General features: G+C 73.5%; 14 protein-coding genes and 3 pseudogenes. 8 read left to right on the top strand and 9 right to left on the bottom strand.

Features of this window, described 5'->3' with window-relative positions; translation table 11 throughout:
• Positions 1–4: 4 nt before the first annotated feature.
• On the top strand, positions 5–1258 hold the full coding sequence (locus AAFF41_RS25470; protein WP_319752628.1) for an amidohydrolase: 1254 nt from the start codon (positions 5–7) through the stop codon (positions 1256–1258).
• On the opposite strand, the gene AAFF41_RS25465 is transcribed toward AAFF41_RS25470, so the two are convergent.
• Genes AAFF41_RS25465 through AAFF41_RS25455 form a run of 3 tightly spaced genes read right to left on the bottom strand, consistent with a single transcriptional unit; the run spans position 1236 to position 5792 of the window.
• On the bottom strand, positions 1236–2693 hold the full coding sequence (locus tag AAFF41_RS25465) for an extracellular solute-binding protein (RefSeq protein WP_319752629.1): 1458 nt from the start codon (positions 2691–2693) through the stop codon (positions 1236–1238). The genes AAFF41_RS25470 and AAFF41_RS25465 overlap by 23 nt on opposite strands.
• On the bottom strand, positions 2693–5422 hold the full coding sequence (locus AAFF41_RS25460) for a caspase family protein (RefSeq protein WP_319752630.1): 2730 nt from the start codon (positions 5420–5422) through the stop codon (positions 2693–2695). The genes AAFF41_RS25465 and AAFF41_RS25460 overlap by 1 nt, the downstream gene beginning before the upstream one ends.
• Positions 5423–5426: 4 nt before the next feature.
• A complete protein-coding gene (locus AAFF41_RS25455) occupies positions 5427–5792 on the bottom strand; it encodes a hypothetical protein (protein WP_211179035.1) in 366 nt (121 codons plus the stop codon).
• Between the two features lie 102 nt (positions 5793–5894).
• Here AAFF41_RS25455 and AAFF41_RS25450 point away from each other — a divergent pair, with 102 nt between their 5' ends.
• On the top strand, positions 5895–6395 hold the full coding sequence (locus AAFF41_RS25450; protein WP_319752631.1) for a hypothetical protein: 501 nt from the start codon (positions 5895–5897) through the stop codon (positions 6393–6395).
• Here the strand turns inward: AAFF41_RS25450 and AAFF41_RS25445 are convergent.
• The 3 genes from AAFF41_RS25445 to AAFF41_RS25435 form a co-directional block, all read right to left on the bottom strand.
• On the bottom strand, positions 6370–7437 hold the full coding sequence (locus tag AAFF41_RS25445; RefSeq protein ID WP_319752632.1) for a hypothetical protein: 1068 nt from the start codon (positions 7435–7437) through the stop codon (positions 6370–6372). The genes AAFF41_RS25450 and AAFF41_RS25445 overlap by 26 nt on opposite strands.
• Positions 7438–7524: 87 nt before the next feature.
• Complete coding sequence (locus AAFF41_RS25440) at positions 7525–8679, bottom strand: PP2C family protein-serine/threonine phosphatase (protein WP_319752670.1); 1155 nt, start codon at positions 8677–8679, stop codon at positions 7525–7527.
• Between the two features lie 113 nt (positions 8680–8792).
• Positions 8793–9428, bottom strand: a complete 636-nt coding sequence (locus AAFF41_RS25435) for an NAD(P)-dependent oxidoreductase (RefSeq protein ID WP_319752633.1) — start codon at positions 9426–9428, stop codon at positions 8793–8795.
• A gap of 154 nt (positions 9429–9582) precedes the next feature.
• Here AAFF41_RS25435 and AAFF41_RS25430 point away from each other — a divergent pair, with 154 nt between their 5' ends.
• Together AAFF41_RS25430 and AAFF41_RS25425 are read left to right on the top strand one after the other, a co-directional pair.
• The gene (locus AAFF41_RS25430) at positions 9583–10041 is read left to right on the top strand and encodes a hypothetical protein (RefSeq protein WP_319752634.1); all 459 of its coding nucleotides are present in this window, start codon (positions 9583–9585) and stop codon (positions 10039–10041) included.
• Between the two features lie 241 nt (positions 10042–10282).
• Entirely contained in the window at positions 10283–11182 is a 900-nt protein-coding gene (locus AAFF41_RS25425) for a hypothetical protein (RefSeq protein WP_319752635.1), read from the top strand.
• Here the strand turns inward: AAFF41_RS25425 and AAFF41_RS25420 are convergent.
• Positions 11097–12436 (bottom strand): annotated as a pseudogene (locus tag AAFF41_RS25420) (aminotransferase-like domain-containing protein). The gene AAFF41_RS25425 and the pseudogene AAFF41_RS25420 overlap by 86 nt on opposite strands.
• 117 nt (positions 12437–12553) lie before the next feature.
• Here AAFF41_RS25420 and AAFF41_RS25415 point away from each other — a divergent pair.
• The 3 genes from AAFF41_RS25415 (at position 12554) to AAFF41_RS25405 (ending at position 16401) form a co-directional block, all read left to right on the top strand.
• On the top strand, positions 12554–13339 hold the full coding sequence (locus tag AAFF41_RS25415; protein WP_319752636.1) for an alpha/beta fold hydrolase: 786 nt from the start codon (positions 12554–12556) through the stop codon (positions 13337–13339).
• A gap of 71 nt (positions 13340–13410) precedes the next feature.
• Entirely contained in the window at positions 13411–14418 is a 1008-nt protein-coding gene (locus AAFF41_RS25410; protein ID WP_415925993.1) for an endonuclease/exonuclease/phosphatase family protein, read from the top strand.
• 39 nt (positions 14419–14457) lie between these two features.
• Positions 14458–16401, top strand: a complete 1944-nt coding sequence (locus tag AAFF41_RS25405; protein ID WP_319752638.1) for an FUSC family protein — start codon at positions 14458–14460, stop codon at positions 16399–16401.
• A gap of 62 nt (positions 16402–16463) precedes the next feature.
• On the opposite strand, the pseudogene AAFF41_RS25400 reads toward AAFF41_RS25405, so the two are convergent.
• Positions 16464–16565 (bottom strand): annotated as a pseudogene (locus AAFF41_RS25400) (snapalysin family zinc-dependent metalloprotease); the annotation flags it as partial.
• A gap of 21 nt (positions 16566–16586) precedes the next feature.
• Here AAFF41_RS25400 and AAFF41_RS25395 point away from each other — a divergent pair.
• A pseudogene (locus AAFF41_RS25395) lies at positions 16587–16840 on the top strand (LysR family transcriptional regulator); the annotation flags it as partial.
• 36 nt (positions 16841–16876) lie between these two features.
• Here the strand turns inward: AAFF41_RS25395 and AAFF41_RS25390 are convergent.
• Positions 16877–18961, bottom strand: coding sequence for a PhoX family protein (locus AAFF41_RS25390; RefSeq protein ID WP_343324669.1), 2085 nt, complete (start codon positions 18959–18961; stop codon positions 16877–16879).
• Between the last annotated feature and the right edge of the window lie 122 nt (positions 18962–19083).

Here is a 19083-nt window from a genome sequence, read left to right as displayed (position 1 = left end):
CCCCGTGATCTCACCTGCCGCACGCATCGCACTGGACCTCACCGCCGACCTCCCGGTTCCCGACCTCGAGGACTTCTACCGCGACCTGCACCGGCACCCGGAGCTGTCGATGCGGGAACACCGGACGGCCGCCGCGCTCGCCGACCGGCTGCGCACGTCCGGGTTCGACACGGTCACCGGCGTCGGCGGCACCGGCGTCGTCGGCGTCCTGCACAACGGGCCCGGGCCGACCGTGCTGCTGCGCGCCGACATGGACGCCCTGCCGGTGCGGGAGGAGACCGGACTGCCGTACGCCTCCCGGACGCCCGGCGTGATGCACGCCTGCGGGCACGATCTGCACGTCACCTGGCTGGCGGGCGCGGCCCGGGCGCTCGCCGCCGGGCGCGACGCCTGGTCCGGCACGCTCCTCGTGCTCGGGCAGCCCGCCGAGGAGACCGGCGAGGGCGCGTCGGCGATGGTCGCGGACGGACTGTACGAGAGGTTCCCGCGGCCGGACGTCCTGCTCGCCCAGCACGCGGCCCCCGGTCCCGCCGGGCTCTACGCCCACTCGCCCGGCCTGATCATGTCTGCCTCCACCGACGTGGACATCGTCGTGCACGGGCGGGGCGGGCACGGCTCGCGTCCGGAGTCGACCGTCGATCCGGTCGTCACCGCCGCGTACCTCGTGACCCGGCTGCAGACCGTCGTCAGCCGGGAGCTCGCGGCGCGCGAGTCGGCCGTGCTGAGCGTGGGACGGATCGAGGCGGGCACCCGGCACAACATCATCCCCGCCGAGGCCCGGATCGCCCTCAACATCCGTACGCAGTCGGACGAGGTCCGTGAGCGGATGATCGCGGCGATCCGGCGGATCGCGGCGGGCGAGTGCCTGGCCGCCGGCTGCCCGCGCGAGCCCGACGTCGTCGTCGGCAACAACTTCCCGGTCACCGTCAACGACCCGGAGACCGACCGCCGGGTCGCGGCCGTGCACGGCGAGGTCTTCGGCGTCGGGACGATCCTCGACCCGGGCCCGGCGATGGGCAGCGAGGACTTCCCCCGGCTCGCGGAGGGGAAGACCCCGTACTCCTACTGGTTCGTGACCAGCACCCCGGCCGAGGTGTGGGACGCGGCCCCGGGCGACGACCTCATGGAGAAGTTCGCGGCCGTGCCCAGCAATCACAGCCCGCAGTTCGCGCCCGACCCGGCGACGCTCGCGCCGGGCGTGCGGACGCTGGTGTCGGGGGCGCTCGCGTATCTCGTCAGCCCGGAAGAGCCTTCCTGAGTTCCTTGTCCAGTTCGGCGGCCAACTCCGCGTCGCCCGGCGGGTCGTCACTGAACAGCCTGCCCAGCTCGGTGGCGAACGTCTGGGTGAACGCGCCGTACAAGGGGGTGCGGGGGCGCTGGACGGCGCGCCGGAGCGCGGGGAGCAGGATCGTCCGGGCGTACGCGGGGCGCCCGTGGTCGTCGCGCGGCATGCGGTCGGCGCTCTCGCCGGAGGGCGAGGCCGAGGGCGACGCCGCTCCGGGGGTCCTCGCCACGCCGCAGGTCACGTCGTCGGCCGTGTACGCGGACTCCCGAGTGGCCGCGAACCCCGCGTCGAGCAGACAGCGTTCACTCTCCCCGCTGGTGAGGAACCGTATCAACTCCCTTGCCTTGTCGGCTTGTTGGGACGATCCGGCCAGCGCCAGGTTCTGGCCGCCGAGCACCGCCCGGCCGGGCAGCGGAGCGACGCCGAGCTGCGCGTCGGTCAGGGACTGGTGCAGGGTGCGATAGGCGTAGGGCCAGTGACGCAGGAACGCCGTACGCCCGTCCGCGAAGTCGGTGAGCGACTCGCCCTCGTCCGAGCGGACCGCGTCCCCGAGCGTGTACGCGCCCTGGGTGCGGGCGCGCAGCTCCGCGATCCCGTCCGTCAACTGCTGGACGGTGGCGGTGTAACGGCCGTTCTCGTCGGTGAGGCCGGCGCCGTCCGTGGCGGACAGGAACGCCTCGATCCCGTTGACCGTGCGGCCCTCGTACGGGCCGAGCTGGGTGGTCCAGCCCTTCTCGTACCCCTTCGGCCGCGAGCGGCCCGGCGCCTCGACGGCGTCGATGAGGTCCCGCAGCTGCCGCCAGGTGATCCCCTTGCTCAGGTCGGTGTCCTGGACGTGCGCCTGCTTGAGGTGGTCCCGGCGGTAGTAGAGCAGGCCGACGTCGCTGTTGAAGGGGACGGCGTAGAGTTTTCCGCCCCAACGGGCCGTGCTGGCGACCGACTTGATGACGTCCGCGCCGACCAGGGCTTCCGGCAGCGGGCGGATGAGGTGCGCGGCGGCGAACTCGGGCACCCAGGTGACGTCCAGGTTGACGACGTCGTACTGGGCGCTGCCGGACTGAAGCGCGCCGAGCAGTTGGCTGCGCTGCTGGTCGGCGGAGCCGGGGAGTTCGACCAGGCGGGCGTGGACGTCGCTGTGTTCCCTGTCCTGCTGGGCGTTCCACGCGTCGATGAGTTGCTGGCGGACGCCGCCCTTGCCGGTCACGTCCCGCCCGCTGGCCACGACGATGTCCCCGGAGGCGCCGGGGGCGGCCGTGGCACCGGGTCCGGCCTGCCCGCCGCCGGTGCAGGCGGTCAGCAGCAGAGCGAGGGCCAGCCCGTACCCGTAGACCCGCCCGTAGACCCGCCCGTAGACCCGTCCTTGGACCCGCCCTTGGACCCGCCCGGATGTCCACAGCAGTCGCCGCATCACTCGTCCCCCGTTCCGGTGCGCGCGACCTCGTCCCGCAGGCCCGCCACGAGGTCGCCCTTGGTGTCCAGGCAGCGCCCGCCGCTCGCGTCGGAGATCCGCTGGTCGGGCCTGCCCTTGGCGCAGCCGCCGCTGTCGAGGGCCGCCATGACCACCGGGACGCCCTTGGTCCGAGCCGAGGTGAGCAGTTCGTCCAAGTGGCCCTTCGCCGTGAGGTGGTTGTCGTCCTCGTCGTCGGTGAGGAAGACGATCAGCTCGGGGCGGTCGTCGTCCCTGCCCTTCTGGGCCATGGTGTCCAGCGCCGCCTTCAGCGCGCCGTACGGGTCGGCCTCCGCGTCCTTGACAGCGGCCCGGTCCAGGGCCCGCTCGGCGTCGCCGCGCTTGTGGGGTCCGAAGGGCAGCAGTTCGGCGTACGGGCTGCGACCAAGGGAGGCCACGGACCAGACGCCGTACTCGTCCTGTGTGCCGAGTCCGCCGAGGGACTGCTTGAGGATGCCGGGGGCGCCGCCCGGCCCCTGCCACAGACCGGCCATCGAGCCGGAGCTGTCCAGCAGGAAGAGCACCCGGCCGGGGCCCTTGGCGTTGCGGTACTGGTTCAGGGCCGTGTCCATCGCCCCGGCGCCCGCGGCCCCGGCGGGCCGGCCGGGGTCGGAGATCAGACCGGTGGCCGAGTCGTGGGCGGCGAGGAAGGCGCGGGAGCCGGAAGGGGCGCGGAAGCCGTCCTGCCCGAAGACCGCGAGACCGTCGTCGGCCTCCTTGCCGCTGTTCTTCTCGCCCGTGTCGCCGGTGCCCGTGAGCCAGTCGTGGAAGCGCCGTACCGCGTCGTCCCGGGCCGCCTCGTCCTTGTCGCCGCCCGTCCAGCGGACGCGGACGAAGGTGGGGGTCAGGCCCGGCACGTCGTCGGGGTACTCGGCCATCCGCGGGGTGCGTGTCGTCCGGTCGCAGCCGACCCCGCTCACCATGAGGAACTCCGGTACGAGGGCCGCGGTGCTCCGGTCGGTGTCCGCGTTGTCGGGCAGGGCGCACAGCAGGTCACCGGCGGTGGGCGCGGGCGGTCCTGTCTGGGCCACGCTCCCCTCCGCCCGGCCCACGTCGGCCCTGCCCGGGCCGTAGAGGCCGACCGTGGCCAGCAGCGCGGAGTCGGTGTACTCGGGGTCCGGGCGCCGTACGGAGGCGCTCTTGTCCCGGCGCGCCAGCTTCGCCCGCAGGCCCGCGAGCGAGTCGCCGGTCCGGTCGCGCTGCGAGTCCTCGGCGATGCCCTGCGGCAGCGACAGCACCATCGGGGAGTACGCGAACGGCGCCGCGTCCGGCTCCAGCGTCACGTAGGTCCGCGCCACCCCGGAGGAGCGCGCCCTGGCCGCGGTCGCGAGCGTGCCCGGGATCCAGATGTCCGGCTGGGGCCCGATGTCGCGCTGCGGGTCGGTGTCGTCGCTCACCGGCCGTTGCCAGGGGTCCGACTGGTCGCGCAGGCCCGCCACCACGGCCGCCGAGCCCGCGCCGTACACCGTGATCCCACTGCGCCGGCAGCCGCCGCCCGTGGTGTTCGCCGCCGACGTGAGATAGGTGTCGGCCGCCTTGCGGACGGTGGATTCGAGATCGGGGTCCGTGAGCAGCCGCAGTTCCACGGGCGGGCCGCAGGCGGACCGGTCGGAGGCCGCGTTGTCGACGACGAAGTAGCCGACGAGACCGAGGGCGGCGGCGAGGACGAGGAGGACGACGGCGGCACGGCGGGTCGACCGCCCGCCGGGTGCCTGGCCGGGGGGCCGGTGCGGGGCGGCAGCCGAGAGCCGGAGCGCACCCGGGCCCACGGTCCCGGACCATAACCGGGCCGCCGCCGCACGCACCCGGGCCACGAAGGCGCGGTGCCGACGGCGGCCGGACGCGGGGCGGCTCGCCGCGCCCGCTCCGACGGCCTCCGTCCTGGGGCCGACGGGTCTCCCGGCCCCCGCCCTGATCCCCAGCACCACGTCCACCGGAGGGTTCTCCGTGCGGCTCTGCGGTTCCCAGGCCTCGCCGCGTTCGGTCCGGTGGTGGGTGGACATGTAGGCCCTGAGCGCCTCCGCGAGGGCCAGGAAGTGAACCTCGTCGCCCCGCCCCTCGCCCTCCCGATCCTCGACGCCCGACGTCAGCAGTTCCACCAGCCGGGCGGTGAACGGCGTGGGGGTGTCGGCGTCGCCCGCGTCGATGCGGTGGTTGGCCTGCACGCTCATCAGCACCGAGACGCGCCGTCGGACGTCGGGGCGCTCCACGGCCTCCCACACCCGAGCGGCGTTGCCCGCGTTGCAGCAGTCGAGGACGACCACGATCCGCTCCGCGTGGCTGTTGGCGAGGATGCGCAGCACGTTGGTGAACCGGGCCGCGCCCTCGAACCCCGCCGTCTCGCCCCGGACGACCTCGGCGTCGCGCATCTGCAGCCACAGTTCGTCGCCCGCGCTGGGCACGGCGCCGTGTCCGGCGAAGTAGAGCAGGAGCAGCCCCTCGGCGGAGTCGGCGGCCGCACGCAGGGAGTGGCGGAAGTCGGCCAGCCGCGGTGAGCGCGCGACGGTGATCTCCAGGGGCCGGAGGACTCCGCCCCGCTCCAGGGCCCGTACGAGCACGGCGAGGTTGTGGGCGACGGCGGGCAGCTGGCCCGGGACGCCGTCGCGGTGCTTCGGCCGCGTGAACTCGTACTCGGACACACCGACCAGCAGCGCCCGGTTCACCTTTCCCCGCGGGTCGAAGCGGTCCACCCGGCTACCTCTCGTCGGGACCCAGGGGATCGACACGGGCCTCCGGCGGATCGCCGTTCTCCACGGAGCCGCGGTTGTCGCTCCAGGCCCGTACCGCGCTCTTGACCTGTGCGAGCAGTTCCTTGAAGAGCGTCTCGGCGCCCGCCCCGATCAGCACCAGCACGATGTCCATGCCGACGCCCATGGGCGTGCCCTGCTCATCGGTCCCGGCGCGCTCCTCGATCCTGAGATCGCCCCGTTTGACCAGCTGCTCCAGCGGCCTCTCCCGCTCCAGCCACTTCTTCAGGGCGCCGACATCGCTGTCGCTCGCCGTCCCGTCCAGACGCACGCGGATGGCCCGGGCTGCCACACCCTCCCCCTCAGCAGTCATGACTCACCATCATGGCACCGGAGTTGACGCCGGGGGAGGCTCTCGACAGGGGCGGAACGGCATGCCCACGCGTTCCTGGGACCCCTGCGCCTCCTGTTGTCAGTGGCACGACTTAACCTTTACCCCCTCGCCACACACGGCTCACAGGTTCTGCACGACTCGCAGGTCGGCAGGCTCTGCGGGCTGCCCCAGGTCACCGACCTCGAACTCAGCCCGGACTCGGGCACGTTGTACGCGGCCAACCTCGTCGTGGCGGACCCGGGAACCGGGCGCTCACCGAGTACCGCCTCTGCGACCTGGAACAGGTGCGCGCCTGCCCCCGTGGCAGACACGCCGTACGGCGTCGGCATCGCCCCGGACGGCACGGTCGCCGCGACCGTCGACGACTTCGAGGAGACCGGCGACACCTGCGTCTTCACGAACGGCCCGGACCAGCCCGCGAGCGTCGGCAACCTGCGGCACAACGGGGTGTGGAACCGGCACGGCGCGGCCGGCCGGCGGCACGGTGACGCTCGAACCCTCCGACCGCGGCGCCCGGTTCAGGGGCAGACTGCCCGCCGGGCCCTGAACCCGACCGTCACACCCGCGCCTGGAGCCTGCTGAGGTGCTGCTGTATGTGGTCGAGGGCGCCCCGTCGACGTCCGGGCACGCGCAGCCTCAACTCGGCCAGCGCGGCGCCGAGTTCGACGGCCCGCGCGGAGTCGCCGATCTGCCCCCACTGATGGTGGGCCCGGTCCGCGGCCGACTCGACGGCCGGGGCGTCGGTGGGCTGGCCCGCGTCCAGCCGGTGTCCGGCGATCGCCAGCCAGGTGCGGCAGCTGCCGACCGGGTCGCCCGCGAGCATCGCCAGGTCCGCGCGGACCTCCGCCCAGTGCAGGGCCTGTTCGGAGGCGACGCCCCAGGTGCGGGCCGCCTCCTGCTCCCAGCGCGCGGCCAGTGCCGCGGCCTCGTCGTGCCGGCCGGCCTGCGCGGCGGCGGTGATCGCGGCGTGCGGATCCGGGACCACGGGTATCCGCGCGGGAGCCGCCAGCACGATCCCCGACGGCCCGCTCTCGGCCTCGATCCGGGCCAGCGACTGCTGGTGCAGCAGCGGGAGTTCGGGCCGCCGGCCGCTGCGCAGGATCGTCGCGAGAGCCTTCATGTACGCCGGTGACGCCACCGTGCGCCGGGGCGGCGGCGGGGCGACGCGCCCGTACAGGCCGACCCCCGTGCCCGCGGTGAGCGGGCTCGTCGCGAGGTACTCCCAGGTCTCCGCGTCGGCGTGCAGGTCGACCAGGAGCTCGGTGGTGCCCGGTGCGCGCAGCCGGAGCTCCTCGGTGATCCAGTGCCAGGGGAAGGCCGTGTAGCGGACGGTCGAGGGGGTGGTGCGGGCCAGCGCGAGGTGCGGCAGGCGCTGGCGGCGGTCCAGTTGGAGCTGGCCCGTCACGAACATCGTCAACGGGCCGGGAGCCGTGGCGGCCGCGCGCAGCCTGGTCAGCACGGCCTGCGGCTCCAACGGGTCGGCCAGTTCCACCACGTTCGCGGTGTCCGTGCCCGACAGCACCGCGGGGGACACCGCCGCGAGCACGGGGAGCACGGACGCCGCGTCCACCAGACACCCCTTGCCCACCGGTGAGGCCGCGAGGAGCAGCACGGTTCCGGGCATGGTTCCCTCCCTCCCCATCGATCACGTACGCCAGCACCGTAACCGCTGCGCCTGCGAAGGGGGGACGGCAGCCGGGCAAACGCCCGCCTATGGCTGGGTTGTGCCCCCGCCCGTGCCCTCCGGGACCACGTTCGGCGACAGCACCGGCCTGGGGTCCCCCGGTCGTCGTACCGCGAAGATCGTGGTGTCGTCGGCCAGCCGCCCGCCGCAGTGCCGCAGTGTGCCGTCGCGGACGAGTTCGACGAGGCGCTGCGGCTCGACGGTGCGCGCGTCCTCGGTCAGGGCGCGCGTCACCCGGTCGAGGAGCGGGAAGAACGCTCCGTCGGCGTCGCGGGCCTCGGTCACCCCGTCCGTGACGAGGAGCAGGGTCTCGCCGGGGACCAGTACGGCGGTCCGGACGAGCGGCCGGTCGGAGGTCAGCCCGGCCAGACCCAGCGGAAGTCCGTGGCCCGGCGGCAGGGTACGTACGCCGCCGGGCGCGACCACGAGGGGCGGCTCGTGGCCGAAGTTGACGAACTCGACGGTGTCCCGGGTGTCGTCGGGGAAGCCCACCAGGACGGCGGTGGCGAAGCGGTCGTGGTCGTCGCGGCCGACCGCCTTGCGGTAGCCGACGTGCCGGCTCATCCGCACCTCCAGCCGGTCGGCGACCGTCCGCAGGAGGGGTTCGTGGTAGGCCGCCTCGCGGAACGTGCCGAGCAGCGCGGCCGCCGCCTCCACCGCGCCCAGCCCCTTGCCCTGCACGTCGCCGAGGAGCAGCCGGGTGCCGCGGGGGCCCGGCTGGATGTCGTAGAAGTCCCCGCCGACCCGGGCCTCGCTGTCGGCGGCGAGGTACACGGCCGCGTGTTCGAGGCCGCCCCAGCCCGGCGGCATCGGGCGCAGCACCGTGCGCCGGGTGGTCTCGGCGACGTCCATCATGTGCAGCATGCGCCGCTCGCCGCGGACCCGCACCGCACAGGCCAGGACCGCGAGGACGCCGCCCACGCTGACGAGGATGAAGTCGGGAAGGCCGGTCTGGTACTGGTGCTCCCAGGACGCGTCCACCTCGACGTAGGTGACGACCGCCAGGCAGGCGAAGACCGCCGTGGTCCACACCCCGCAGATCGCCGCCGCGATGCCGGGGACGACGACGATCCAGGTGATGATCCGGAACTCGCCGGAGGTGTTCCAGTCGGCCAGTCCGATGGCGATGAGCAGGAGCAGCGGCGGCACCCAGGCGACACTGTGGCCGTGCAGCCGCAGCATCTTCTGCCGCTGCACGGAGTCCTCTCGCTGCTCCGGGGGCACCGGGCCGAGCAGCGGCGACAGGTCTCGGATGCGTCGCAGGGCGCCCACGTCGCCGTACCATCCGTTCCTCGTCAGTACGCCACCGACATCCGGGCGCGCGGGTGGGCGGGCGTCTCCAGCTCGTCGACGAGGGCGACGGCGTAGTCCTCGGCGCTGATCCTGCTGTTGCCGTGGTCGTCGGTGAGCAGCCGGTCGCCGCCCAGGCGGAAGGCGCCGGTGCGGGCGCCGGGGGCGATGTCGGCGGCGGGCGAGATGTACGTCCAGTCGAGGTCGTCGACCGTGCGGTAGAAGTCGAGGACGTCGCTGTGGGCGCGCGCCTCCGCCAGAACGGCCTCCGGGAAGCCGGGCTGGTCCACGACCGCCTGTCCGGGCGCGACCTCCAGACTGCCCGCCCCGCCCACGATCACCAGCCGTCGCACCCCGGCCGCCCGGGCGGCCTCCACCAGCGCCGTGTTCAGCGCCAGAAACGGCCCCCGGGGATCCGTCCCGTCTCTCGGCGGTACGCAGGCCGAGACCACCACGTCCGCGCCCGCCACCAGCTCGGTCGCCTTCGCCGTGTCCGAGGCGTCCGCGGCGGTCGCCGTGACCCCGGGGACCGGCGACTGCCCGGAGCGGCTCACCGCCAGGACCTGGTGCCCGCGCGCCGATGCCTCCGTTGCGATGCGGCTGCCGATCATTCCGGTGGCGCCGAAGAGTACGACCTTCATGGAGTTCAGCGAAACACGAGGCCAAAACCCCCGCATCCCGACTTGCCAGCCACCGGGCCGGGGTGTGACCTGGAAGGCGGGACGAGGAGAGAGGAGTGCTCCCATGACTCACACGGCACCAGTCTCGAAGGCGTCAGGGGCACGACACGCAGCGGTGACAGGGCGTACGGCGGGAACGGCGGGAATCGCGGGTTCGACCTGGGCGGCGCGGACGCACCGCGCACCCGATGTCTTCGACGCGCGCACCCACGCCGTCGCGAAGTGGGCGGTGCCCGTCGTCGGAGGGCTGATCTACGGGTACTGGGCTGCGGCCAACGTGCGCGACGCCGGACCGATCACGGGCTGGAACGTCCTGTTCGGTTTCGTGTGCGCGATCGTGTTCGCGGCCGCCTACATCGGCGTGCGCATGCTGGCGCCGGTGCTGAGGCGTGAACTGCACGCGCTGGTGTGGACCGCGTTCGCGGGCATCGCGTTCGGGTTCCTCTACAGCCTGACCGGCGCCTCCGTGCTGCGCTCCACGTTCATGGCGCTGGGAGTCTCGGTGTTCGTGCTCGCGGGGAGCTTCTACCACTACTACACGCACGAGGACGCGGCCGGCCATCCGGTGAACTGACGCGGCGGCACGCCGCCGCGACGCCGCGGCATGGTGCACGAGGCCCCGGCAGGCTGCCGGGGCCTCGTGCACCTCCCTCACTCACCTACCCCCTGGGACCAGGTCCCAGGAGTCTGGGGAAGAGCCGCTACAACCAGGTAACACCCGTTCGGGTGAGCTCTCCACCGGAGCGGCTCGTCGTTTGCACCCATATGGAGTCACACCGCTCGCGCTCGCCGCCCACGGGGCCTTGCCTGGTGAGGTGTCCCCTCGTGTGCGCAGCACCCTGTCGGCCGTCCTGATCGCCCTCGCCTGCCTGTTCGCGCCGCTCGGCGCGCTGTCGACCTGGGCGGCTTACGGGATCGGCGACGACGAGCGCTACGCGGCCGCGATGGAGCCGCTCGCCGCCGACACGGACGTACGGGAGGCGATCGCCGCGGCCGTCACGACCGGGATCCTGCGCGAGGTCCATGTGCGGGCACCGCTCCAGGGGCCGGTGAACCACTTCGTACGGGACGCGGTGCGCTCGTTCACGCTGACACCGGCGTTCCACACGGCGTGGGAGGCGGCGAACCGGGCCGCGCACGAGGCGGTGATGCGGGCGCTGCGCAGTGACCGGGAGGAGGCCGTGACGATCGACCTCGCCCCGGTCGCCGAACAGGTCAGAAGTCAACTCGCCCACGCGCACGTGCCGTTGGCGAACCGTATCCACGTCGAGCACACCGAGATCACGGTGTTGCCCTCGGAGGATCTGGCCGAGCTCCGGAAGGGGTTCCATGTGCTTGAAGTCGCCGGATTCTGGCTGCCCGTCTCGGCGGCCGTCCTCGCCGTGACGGGCATCCTCGTCGCGGTGTGCCGCAGACAGGCGGTGCTGGCCACCGGGCTCGGCACGGCGCTGGGCGCCGCGCTGCTCGGCGTCGCGGTCGCCGTCGGCCGCCGGCTCACCCTCGCCGACCTGCCGCCCGACGTGTCCCCCACGGCGGTGGGCGCGGTCTACGACGCCCTCACCGAGACCCTGCGCCTGGTCTCCTGGGCTCTGCTCGCGCTCGGCCTCACGGTGGCACTGACCGCCCTGCTCACGGCCGCGTACGCGCGACGTCGGCGAGCGTCCCGAGCGCCCGGGCCAGCTTCGGCGGAGCCACCGACGCGAGTCCGAGCCTGACGGCGTCCGAAGCGCCCGCCGCGGCGGCCGGGGCGGCGGCGAAGGCCGAGCCCGGGGTCACCGCGATCCCGCGCGCCGCTGCCGCCGCCGTGAACGTGTCCGCCCGCCACGGCCCGGGCAGCTCCCACCAGACCTGGTACGCCCGCGGATCCGCCCGCACACGGAACCCGGCGAGATGCTCGGCGACCAGCTTCTGCCGCAGCTCCGCGTCCGCCCGCTTGGCGGTGACCAGCCGGGCGACCGTGCCGTCCGCGAGCCAGCGCACCGCGGCCTCCAGCGCGAACCGTCCCGCGCTCCAGGCACCGGAGCGCAGCGCCGCCGCCACGTCCTCGACCCGGTCCTCGGGCACGACGAGAAAGCCGACGGTGAGGCCGGGCGCGACGCGCTTGGAGAGGCCGTCGACGAGGTAGGTGCGCTCGGGGGCGTGGGCGGCGAGGGGGTCCTGGCCGGTGTGGAGGAAGGACCAGATGCGGTCCTCGACGAGCGGGAGGTCCAGGTGGCGTGCGGTGTCGGCCAGTTGCCGGCGGCGCGCGTCCCCCATCGTCACGCCGGTCGGATTGTGCAGGGTGGGCTGCACGTACACGGCGGACAGGGGCGCCGAGCGGTGGGCGGCGGTGACCGCCTCGGGCCGCAGCCCTTCGTCGTCCATGGCCAGCGGGACCAGAGTGACGCCGAGCCGCGTCGCGATCTCCTTGACCAGGGGGTACGTGAGTGCCTCGACGCCGACGCGGCCGCCCGGCCGGACGAGGGAGGCGAACGCGGCGGCGATGGCCTGGCGGGCGTTGCCCGCGAAGGCCAGCCGGGACGGGGCCGGACGCCAGCCCGGGGTGGCGAGGAGGTCGGCGGCGGCCTCGCGGGCGGCGGGCGTACCGGTGGCGGGAGCGGTGCGCAGGGACTCGGTGAGGACGTCGGGGCGCAGCAGCGGGGCGAGGGCGGGCGTGAGCAGCTCCGACTGGCCCGGCACGGTGGGGTAGTTGAGCTCCAGGTTCACGAGCGGGGCCGGGGATGGGGGGACGGCTCGGCGAGGGCGCGTCCCGAGGCGACCGGGGCGGCCCGGACGAAGGTGCCGCGCCCGACCTCGCCGACCACCAGTCCGCGTCGCACCAGTTCGGCGTAGACGCGTCCCGCCGTCGATCCGGCGATCCCGCGCCGCCGGGCGAACGCCCGCTGCGGGGGCAGCCGTTCGCCGGGTCTGAGGCGCCCGGCGGCGATGTCGTCGGCGAGCCGGTCGGCGATGCGCCGGTAGTCGTCCACCACGTGAGGTCTCCCTGTTCGCGTTCTGGATCGCGGCACCGGGTCGCACCGCCGGGATTGCACCGAGGGCAAAGATCCTATTGCACCGAGCAGTTGGCCGGACCTAGGGTCGTGACCATGGCACCCTTCCTCGCATACGAGGACAAAGGGAGCGGCGCCGATGCCGCGGCGCTCCCTCTCGTCCTGATCCACGGCCACCCCTTCGACCACACGATGTGGACCCCTCAGATCGCCGCGTTCTCCTCGCGACGGCGAGTGATCGCCCCGGATCTGCGCGGCTACGGCGCGTCTCCGGTGATCCCCGGCGTCACGCCCCTCGCCACCTTCGCCGAGGACATCGCGGCACTGCTGGACCACCTCGGGGTGGACCGGTTCATCCTCGCCGGACTCTCCATGGGCGGCCAGATCGCGATGGAGTGCTACCGGCTGTTCCCGGAGCGGATCCGGGGGCTGGTGCTGGCCGACACGTTCCCGTCGGCCGAGACACCGGAAGGCAGGAAGGCGCGCGCCGCGATGGCGGACCGCCTGCTGCGCGAGGGCATGACGGGCTACGCCGACGAGGTGCTGCACAAGATGGTCGCGCCGTACGCGGACGCCGAGGTCGCGGCGCACGTGCACCGCATGATGACCGCCACGCCGCCCGAGGGCGCGGCGGCCGCCCTGCGCGGACGGGCCGAGCGCCCCGACTACCGCGACCTGCTGACCCGCGTCACCGTCCCGGCCCTCGTCGTCGTCGGCGCCGACGACGAGTACACCCCGGTCCCGGACGCCGAGGCGATGCACGCGGCGCTGCCGCACTCGACGCTCAGCGTGATCGCCGCGGCGGCCCATCTGCCGAACCTGGAGCGACCGGAGGAGTTCAACGCGGCGCTGGCGGACTTCCTGGACGGACTCGACGCCTGAGCAGACGCCCCACCCGTCGGTGAGGGAGGATTCGGGCACCCCACGCGAACGAGCGGAAGGCAGGCCCGGACGTGGACACTGCGGTGACTGCCCCGGCGGAGTCCGAGGACCGGCCGGCGCGGTCCGGGGGCCGACGGGCCGCGGCCTGGGCGGGCCTGCTGCTGCCGGCCGGGGTGAGCGTGGTAATCGGATGCCGGGCCGCCGACAGCGACGGCATCACCCCCGTGCCCCAGTTGCTCGCCTTCCTGCCGTGGCTCCTCGCGCCCACCGGCCTCGGACTCCTGCTCGCCCTGTTCGCCCGCCGGCCGCTCGGCATGGTGTGGGGTGTGCTGGTGCTGGGCGCGCTCGCCTGGTACATCGAGCCCTACGGCAGGACCGGTGAGCCGACCGGGAGCCCGGTCGCCGAACTGCGCGTGATGACGTCGAACGTGCAGTTCGGACGGGGCGCCCGCGCGCTCGTCGCCGCCGTCGAACGGCACCGGCCCGACATCGTGTTCGTGGAGGAGTGCGAGTACACGTGCTCCGCCGCGCTCAAGAAGGCCTTCCAGGGCCCGGGTGGCGGCTATCCCTACCGCGTGTCCGTCGAGGGCGCCGGGTCCGACGGATCCGTGATCATCAGCCGGTTCCCGCTCGCGGTGGCGGACGGCGTACGCGGGACGATGGGAATGCCGGGGGCCGTGGCCGACGTACAGGGGCACGCCGTACGGCTCCAGCTCGCGCACCCCATGCCGCCGCTGCCGGGGCAGGTCGGACTGTGGCGGCACGAGCTCGGCGAACTGCGCGACTACGCCGCCGGGGGCAAGGACGGCTCCACCATCCTCGCCGGGGACTTCAACGCCTCCCAGGACCACGCCGCGTTCCGTCGCATCCTCGACACCGGACTGCGCGACGGCGCCCGCCTGGCCGGCTCCCCGCGCACCCCCAGCTGGCCCGCCCGCACCGCCCCCACCCTCGGCGCCCAGATCGACCACGTCCTCGTCTCCCGGGACTTCTCCGCGAACGCGGCCACCTTCCTCGGCATCGCCGGCAGCGACCATCGCGCGCTCGTCGTCGATATCACCCTTCACCAGCACAAATGAGCCCCGGGAGCGGTGGCGCGATGCGGTCATAATGGGTCCATGCCCCGCCAGTTGCCCAGTGTTCTCACCCCTCCCGACTGGCTGGTCAGGAACCTCCGACCGCAACAGGCCCCCGTGCCCTGGGCCGCCGCCGCGCGCGCCGCGATCGCGCTGGCCCTGCCGCTGGCGATCGGCCTCGCGGCGGGCGAACCCGCGTACGGCGCCCTCGCCTCCATGGGCGCCCTGTCCGGCGTCATCGGCGACACCGCGGACGCCTACCGCATGCGCATCTTCAACATCGCGGTCCCCCAGCTCTTCGGCGCGATCGGCGTCACCATCGGCTCGCTCGTCTACGGCCACGGCTGGGTCGCCGTCGGCGCGGTCACCTGCGTCGCGCTCGTCTCCGGGATGATCTCGACGATCGGCGCCGTGGCCTCCGTGTCCAGCCTGCTGCTCCTCCTCAACTGCTCCATCGGCGCCGGACTTCCCCTGCCGGGATCCTGGTGGCTCGCACCCTTGCTGATGTCCGGCGGCGGCCTCCTCGTACTGGCCCTGGCCCTGCTCGCCTGGCCGCTGCGCTCGGGCATCCCCGAACGGGCCGCCGTCGCCCACACCTACCGGACCGTCGCCGACCTGCTCGCCGCGACCGGCACCGAGCGGTACGTCGACATCCGCCTCGCCGTCACCCAGTCCCTCAACCAGTCCTACGACCTCGCCCTCGCCCGGCGCGCCTTCCACCACGGCCGCAACCCCGAACTCGCCCGGCTGCTCGCCCAGCTCAACGCCATCACGCCCGTCGTCGAAGCCGCCCCGGCGGCCCACCAGTTCGAGGAGCCGCTGGCCCCCGAGGTCGCGGACGCCGTACGGCACCTCGCCGACGCCGTCGAGACCGGCTACACCGGCCCCATAGGGCTCAGCCTCCCGGTCCCCACCAACGAGACGGCTCGCGCCGTCGACCACGCCCTGCGGCACGCCGCCGACGTCGTCAGCGACCGGTCCGCAGGCAAGGCGTCCCCCCGCAACGTCGACGACCGCCTCGGCAGGCCCGCCGCCCTGCGCGTCCGCGCCACCCGCGCCTCCCGCAACGTCCTGCTGTCCGCCGCCTCCTGGCGCTACGGCCTGCGCCTCGCCCTGTGCATCGGCCTCGCCCAGGCCCTGGTCTCCCTCGTCCCGGTGCCACGCTCGTACTGGGTCGCCCTCACCATCACCTTCGTCATGAAGCCCGACTTCGGATCGGTCTTCTCCCGGGCGCTGCTGCGCGCGCTCGGCACGGTGGCCGGACTCGTCGTCGCGGCCGTCGTCCTCGCCCTGGTGCCGCTCGGCTGGTGGGACGTGCCGGTCATGTTCGTCCTCGGCCCGCTCATCCCGGTCCTCGGCCGACGCGGCTACGGCTACCAGACCGCCGCCGTCACCCCGGTGATCCTCCTCCTCTCCGACGTCCTCAACCATCTGGGCACCGCCCTGCTCGTGCCACGCCTGGCCGACTCCCTCATCGGCTGCGCGATCGCCCTCGTCGCCGGCTATCTGCTGTGGCCGGAGAGCTGGCACACCCGGGTCGGCGACCGCCTCGCGGACGCGGTCGCGGACACCGCACGCTACGTGGAGTACGCGTTCGGGGCGGACGTCGACCCCGCCGCCCGCGCCCGGATGCGCCGACGCCTCTACCGCGACCTCTCCGCCATCCGCACGGAGTTCCAGCGCGCCCTGAGCGAACCGCCGCCCAGCGGCCGGCGCGCCGCCGCCTGGCTGCCGCTCGTCGTCGCGGTCGAGCGCATCGTGGACGCGACCACGGCCGCCGGAGTACGGATCCGGCACGGCGCCCAGCGCCCCTCCCCGGCCGAGATCTTCCACGTCGCGCTGCAACTGAGGGAGTTGTCGGACGGGCTTCGCGAGACCGACACCCTCGTCGCGGTCCGTACGGATCTCACGGGGCCGGCCGGCAGTGTGCTGGAGCCACTCCGCCAGGAGGTCGCGGCAGCCCGCGCCATCGCGTCACCGCACTGACCGCACTGACCGCCCGGAGACAGCCGCCGCAGCGTCCGGCCCGGAAACAGGGGGCGCGGGCCGCGCGAACGCTCGGTCGCGTGGGGGATCGCGTGGGCGCAGGACGGGCCGGGGCCACCGCCCGGCATCAGCTCGCTGCACGGACCGGAGTAGCGGTCGGGCACCCACCCCGCTCGGCCGGGTCGCGCTCGGCCGGGCTCAACTCCTGTGTCCTGCATGGCGATTACCACACGACGGCGTCCCTGGTGGCGACCGGTGAGGTCATCACCGTCTGCCGGCCGACCCGCCAGTTCGGCCCCGAGCCCGCACCGAGGCCGAGCTGGACGGCGTCCATCCGGACCTGGCGGAGGCGTACCGGGAGACGGCACAACAGTCTCCGGCGTACCGGGAGTGGCTGGAACGCAGCGGCGTGGACCACCCCGTCCCAGCCCTCCCCTGAGACCCGTGCGCGGCTTTCGCGCCGACTCCCGCGGCCTCAGACCCCGATGTCGCAGCCGTCCGTGCGCCACACCGAGACGACCGCCGGGCGCACGATCTTCCCGGGTCCGTCGGGCCAGTTGCTCGCCGGTTTCTCCACCGACGCGCCGTCGATCTCGCCCGGGTGCTGGACCGCGACGAGTACCCGCCGGTCCTGGATGATCGGCCCGCAGGTCTCCGCGCCGGTCGGCACGGTCAGGAACTGCTTCAGCTCACCGCGCCGCTCGCCCTTCGTCGCCACGCCCAGCAGGCCGTCGTGCGAGCCGAGCTGGTTGCCGTCCGTGGAGATCCACAGGTTGCCGTGCGGGTCGAAGGCCACGTTGTCCGGGCAGGAGATCGGGCTGACCCTGTCCTTCGGGAAGCCCGCGAAATAGGTCGCGGGGTCGGCCGGGTCGCCCGCGACGAGGAACAGCGACCAGCCGAAGGTGGTCGCCTCGGCGCGGCCTCGGCGCTCGGTGAGCTCCAGGATGTGCCCGTGCTTGTTGGCGTTGCGCGGATTGGCCTCGTCGGCGCCCGCGGACCCGGCCTTGCCGCGGTTGGTGTTGTTGGTCAGAACGACATAGACCTTGCCGGTGTGCGGGGAGGGCTGGATGTCCTCGGGCCGGTCCATCTTGGTGGCGCCGACCTTGTCACCGGCGAGCCGCGTGAAGACGAGGACCTCCTCGGCCGTCATCCCGTCCACGTGCGAGACGGCCCCGCGGGCGGTCGCGGTGGCCAGCGGAATCCACTCACCACTGCCGTCGAACTCCCCGTCCGCCGGAAGCTTCCCGCTCCCGTCGATCTCGGCGGCGGGGGAGTCGCCGGTCAGCCGGGCCACGTAGAGCGTCCCCTCGTCGAGGAGGGAGAGGTTGTGCTCCCGGACGGGGCGCGAGGAACCGTGCCGCATCCGCTTGCTGCCGACGAACTTGTAGAAGTAGTCGAAACGCTCGTCGTCGCCGGTGTAGACGACGGGCCGCCCGTCGTCCGTCAGCCGCACGGTCGCGGCCTCGTGCTTGAAGCGGCCCAGCGCGGTGTGTTTGCGGGGCGTGGAGGAAGGGTCGTACGGGTCGAACTCGACGACGTATCCGAAGCGGTGCGACTCGTTGGGCTCCTGCGTCACGTCGAACCGCTTGTCGAACCGCTCCCACTTGCGCTCGGTCGCGCCCGTACCGAGCCCGTACCGCTTGTCGGTGGCACGGCTCGCGTTGGCGAAGTACTGGTTGAAGTTCTCCTCGCCGTGCAGCGTGGTGCCCCAGGGGGTGGTGCCGCCGGAGCAGTTGTTGAGCGTGCCGAGCACCTTGCGGCCGGTCGGGTCCGCGGAGGTCTTGAGCAGGTCGGACCCGGCGGCGGGGCCGGTGAGCCGGAACTCGGTGGTGGCGGTGACACGACGGTTGAGGGCGTGCCGGGTGACGGCGGTGAGCCTGCCGGTCCTGCGGTCCTCCTCGACCACGACGGCGGACAGACCGTGGGCGGCCCACGCCACCTCCACCTGCTCACGGGTGGGGTTCGCGGGGTCGTACCCGCGGAACATCAGCACCTCGTCGGTGTACTCGTGGTTCGCCACGAGCAGCTGCCGACCGCGCTCACCGGGCAGCGGGAGGAGAGCGAGGAAGTCGTTGTTGTAACCGAACTGGCCGGCCTGGGCCTTGGCGGTCTGGTGCTCCGGGTCGAAGGCGGGAGCGCCGCGCAGGATGGGCTCACCCCAACGGATGACGACATTCTGGCCATATCCACCGGGGACGGTGACGGCGTCGGCGGTGTTCGGCGCGACGGGGCTGAACCGGAGCCCGCGCGCGGCCTTGTCGACCGGGTGTCCGGTACGGGCCGCGGCACCCCCGTCCACCGCCTGAGCGGCCTGCGCGTCCCGGACGCCGGTGCCGACGACCGCCGCACCCGTGGCCGTGGCGACCGTGACGACGGCCGCGGCCCGCATCATCGAACGGCGGCCGATCGCACCGGCGATGACATCACCGACGTACGCGTTGTCGCTGGTGTTGGGCACCTCGTGGAAGCATGCGTCACCACAGCGGAACCGACAGGTCAGGGCGGATCGCCCACCGGGATGTGAACCGGGCGTTCCGATCAACGGCAGCAGTCTGCGCACTTTACTCTCCCCATACGAACGCTTGGTGTGAGCGTGACGCTAGGGGGGTGCGGGTGCAAGCACCCTGCGGCCGGGTGAACAGAGTGTGAACCTCCCGCTCTCACAGGGGTCTTGATAACGCT

Origin of the sequence: Streptomyces mirabilis (assembly GCF_039503195.1) — a bacterium.
GTDB lineage: Bacteria > Actinomycetota > Actinomycetes > Streptomycetales > Streptomycetaceae > Streptomyces > Streptomyces mirabilis_D.
This window is presented reverse-complemented; position numbering and strand designations above follow the sequence as displayed.

What these genes read in the sequence shown, in the direction of transcription:
- AAFF41_RS25465 (WP_319752629.1), bottom strand. Translation starts at nt 2,693, where the DNA reads ATGCGGCGACTGCTGTGGACATCCGGGCGGGTCCAAGGGCGGGTCCAA.
- AAFF41_RS25455 (WP_211179035.1), bottom strand. Translation starts at nt 5,792, where the DNA reads ATGACTGCTGAGGGGGAGGGTGTGGCAGCCCGGGCCATCCGCGTGCGT.
- AAFF41_RS25445 (WP_319752632.1), bottom strand. Translation starts at nt 7,437, where the DNA reads ATGCCCGGAACCGTGCTGCTCCTCGCGGCCTCACCGGTGGGCAAGGGG.
- AAFF41_RS25440 (WP_319752670.1), bottom strand. Translation starts at nt 8,679, where the DNA reads ATGCTGCGGCTGCACGGCCACAGTGTCGCCTGGGTGCCGCCGCTGCTC.
- AAFF41_RS25435 (WP_319752633.1), bottom strand. Translation starts at nt 9,428, where the DNA reads ATGAAGGTCGTACTCTTCGGCGCCACCGGAATGATCGGCAGCCGCATC.
- AAFF41_RS25415 (WP_319752636.1), top strand. Translation starts at nt 12,554, where the DNA reads ATGGCACCCTTCCTCGCATACGAGGACAAAGGGAGCGGCGCCGATGCC.
- AAFF41_RS25405 (WP_319752638.1), top strand. Translation starts at nt 14,458, where the DNA reads ATGCCCCGCCAGTTGCCCAGTGTTCTCACCCCTCCCGACTGGCTGGTC.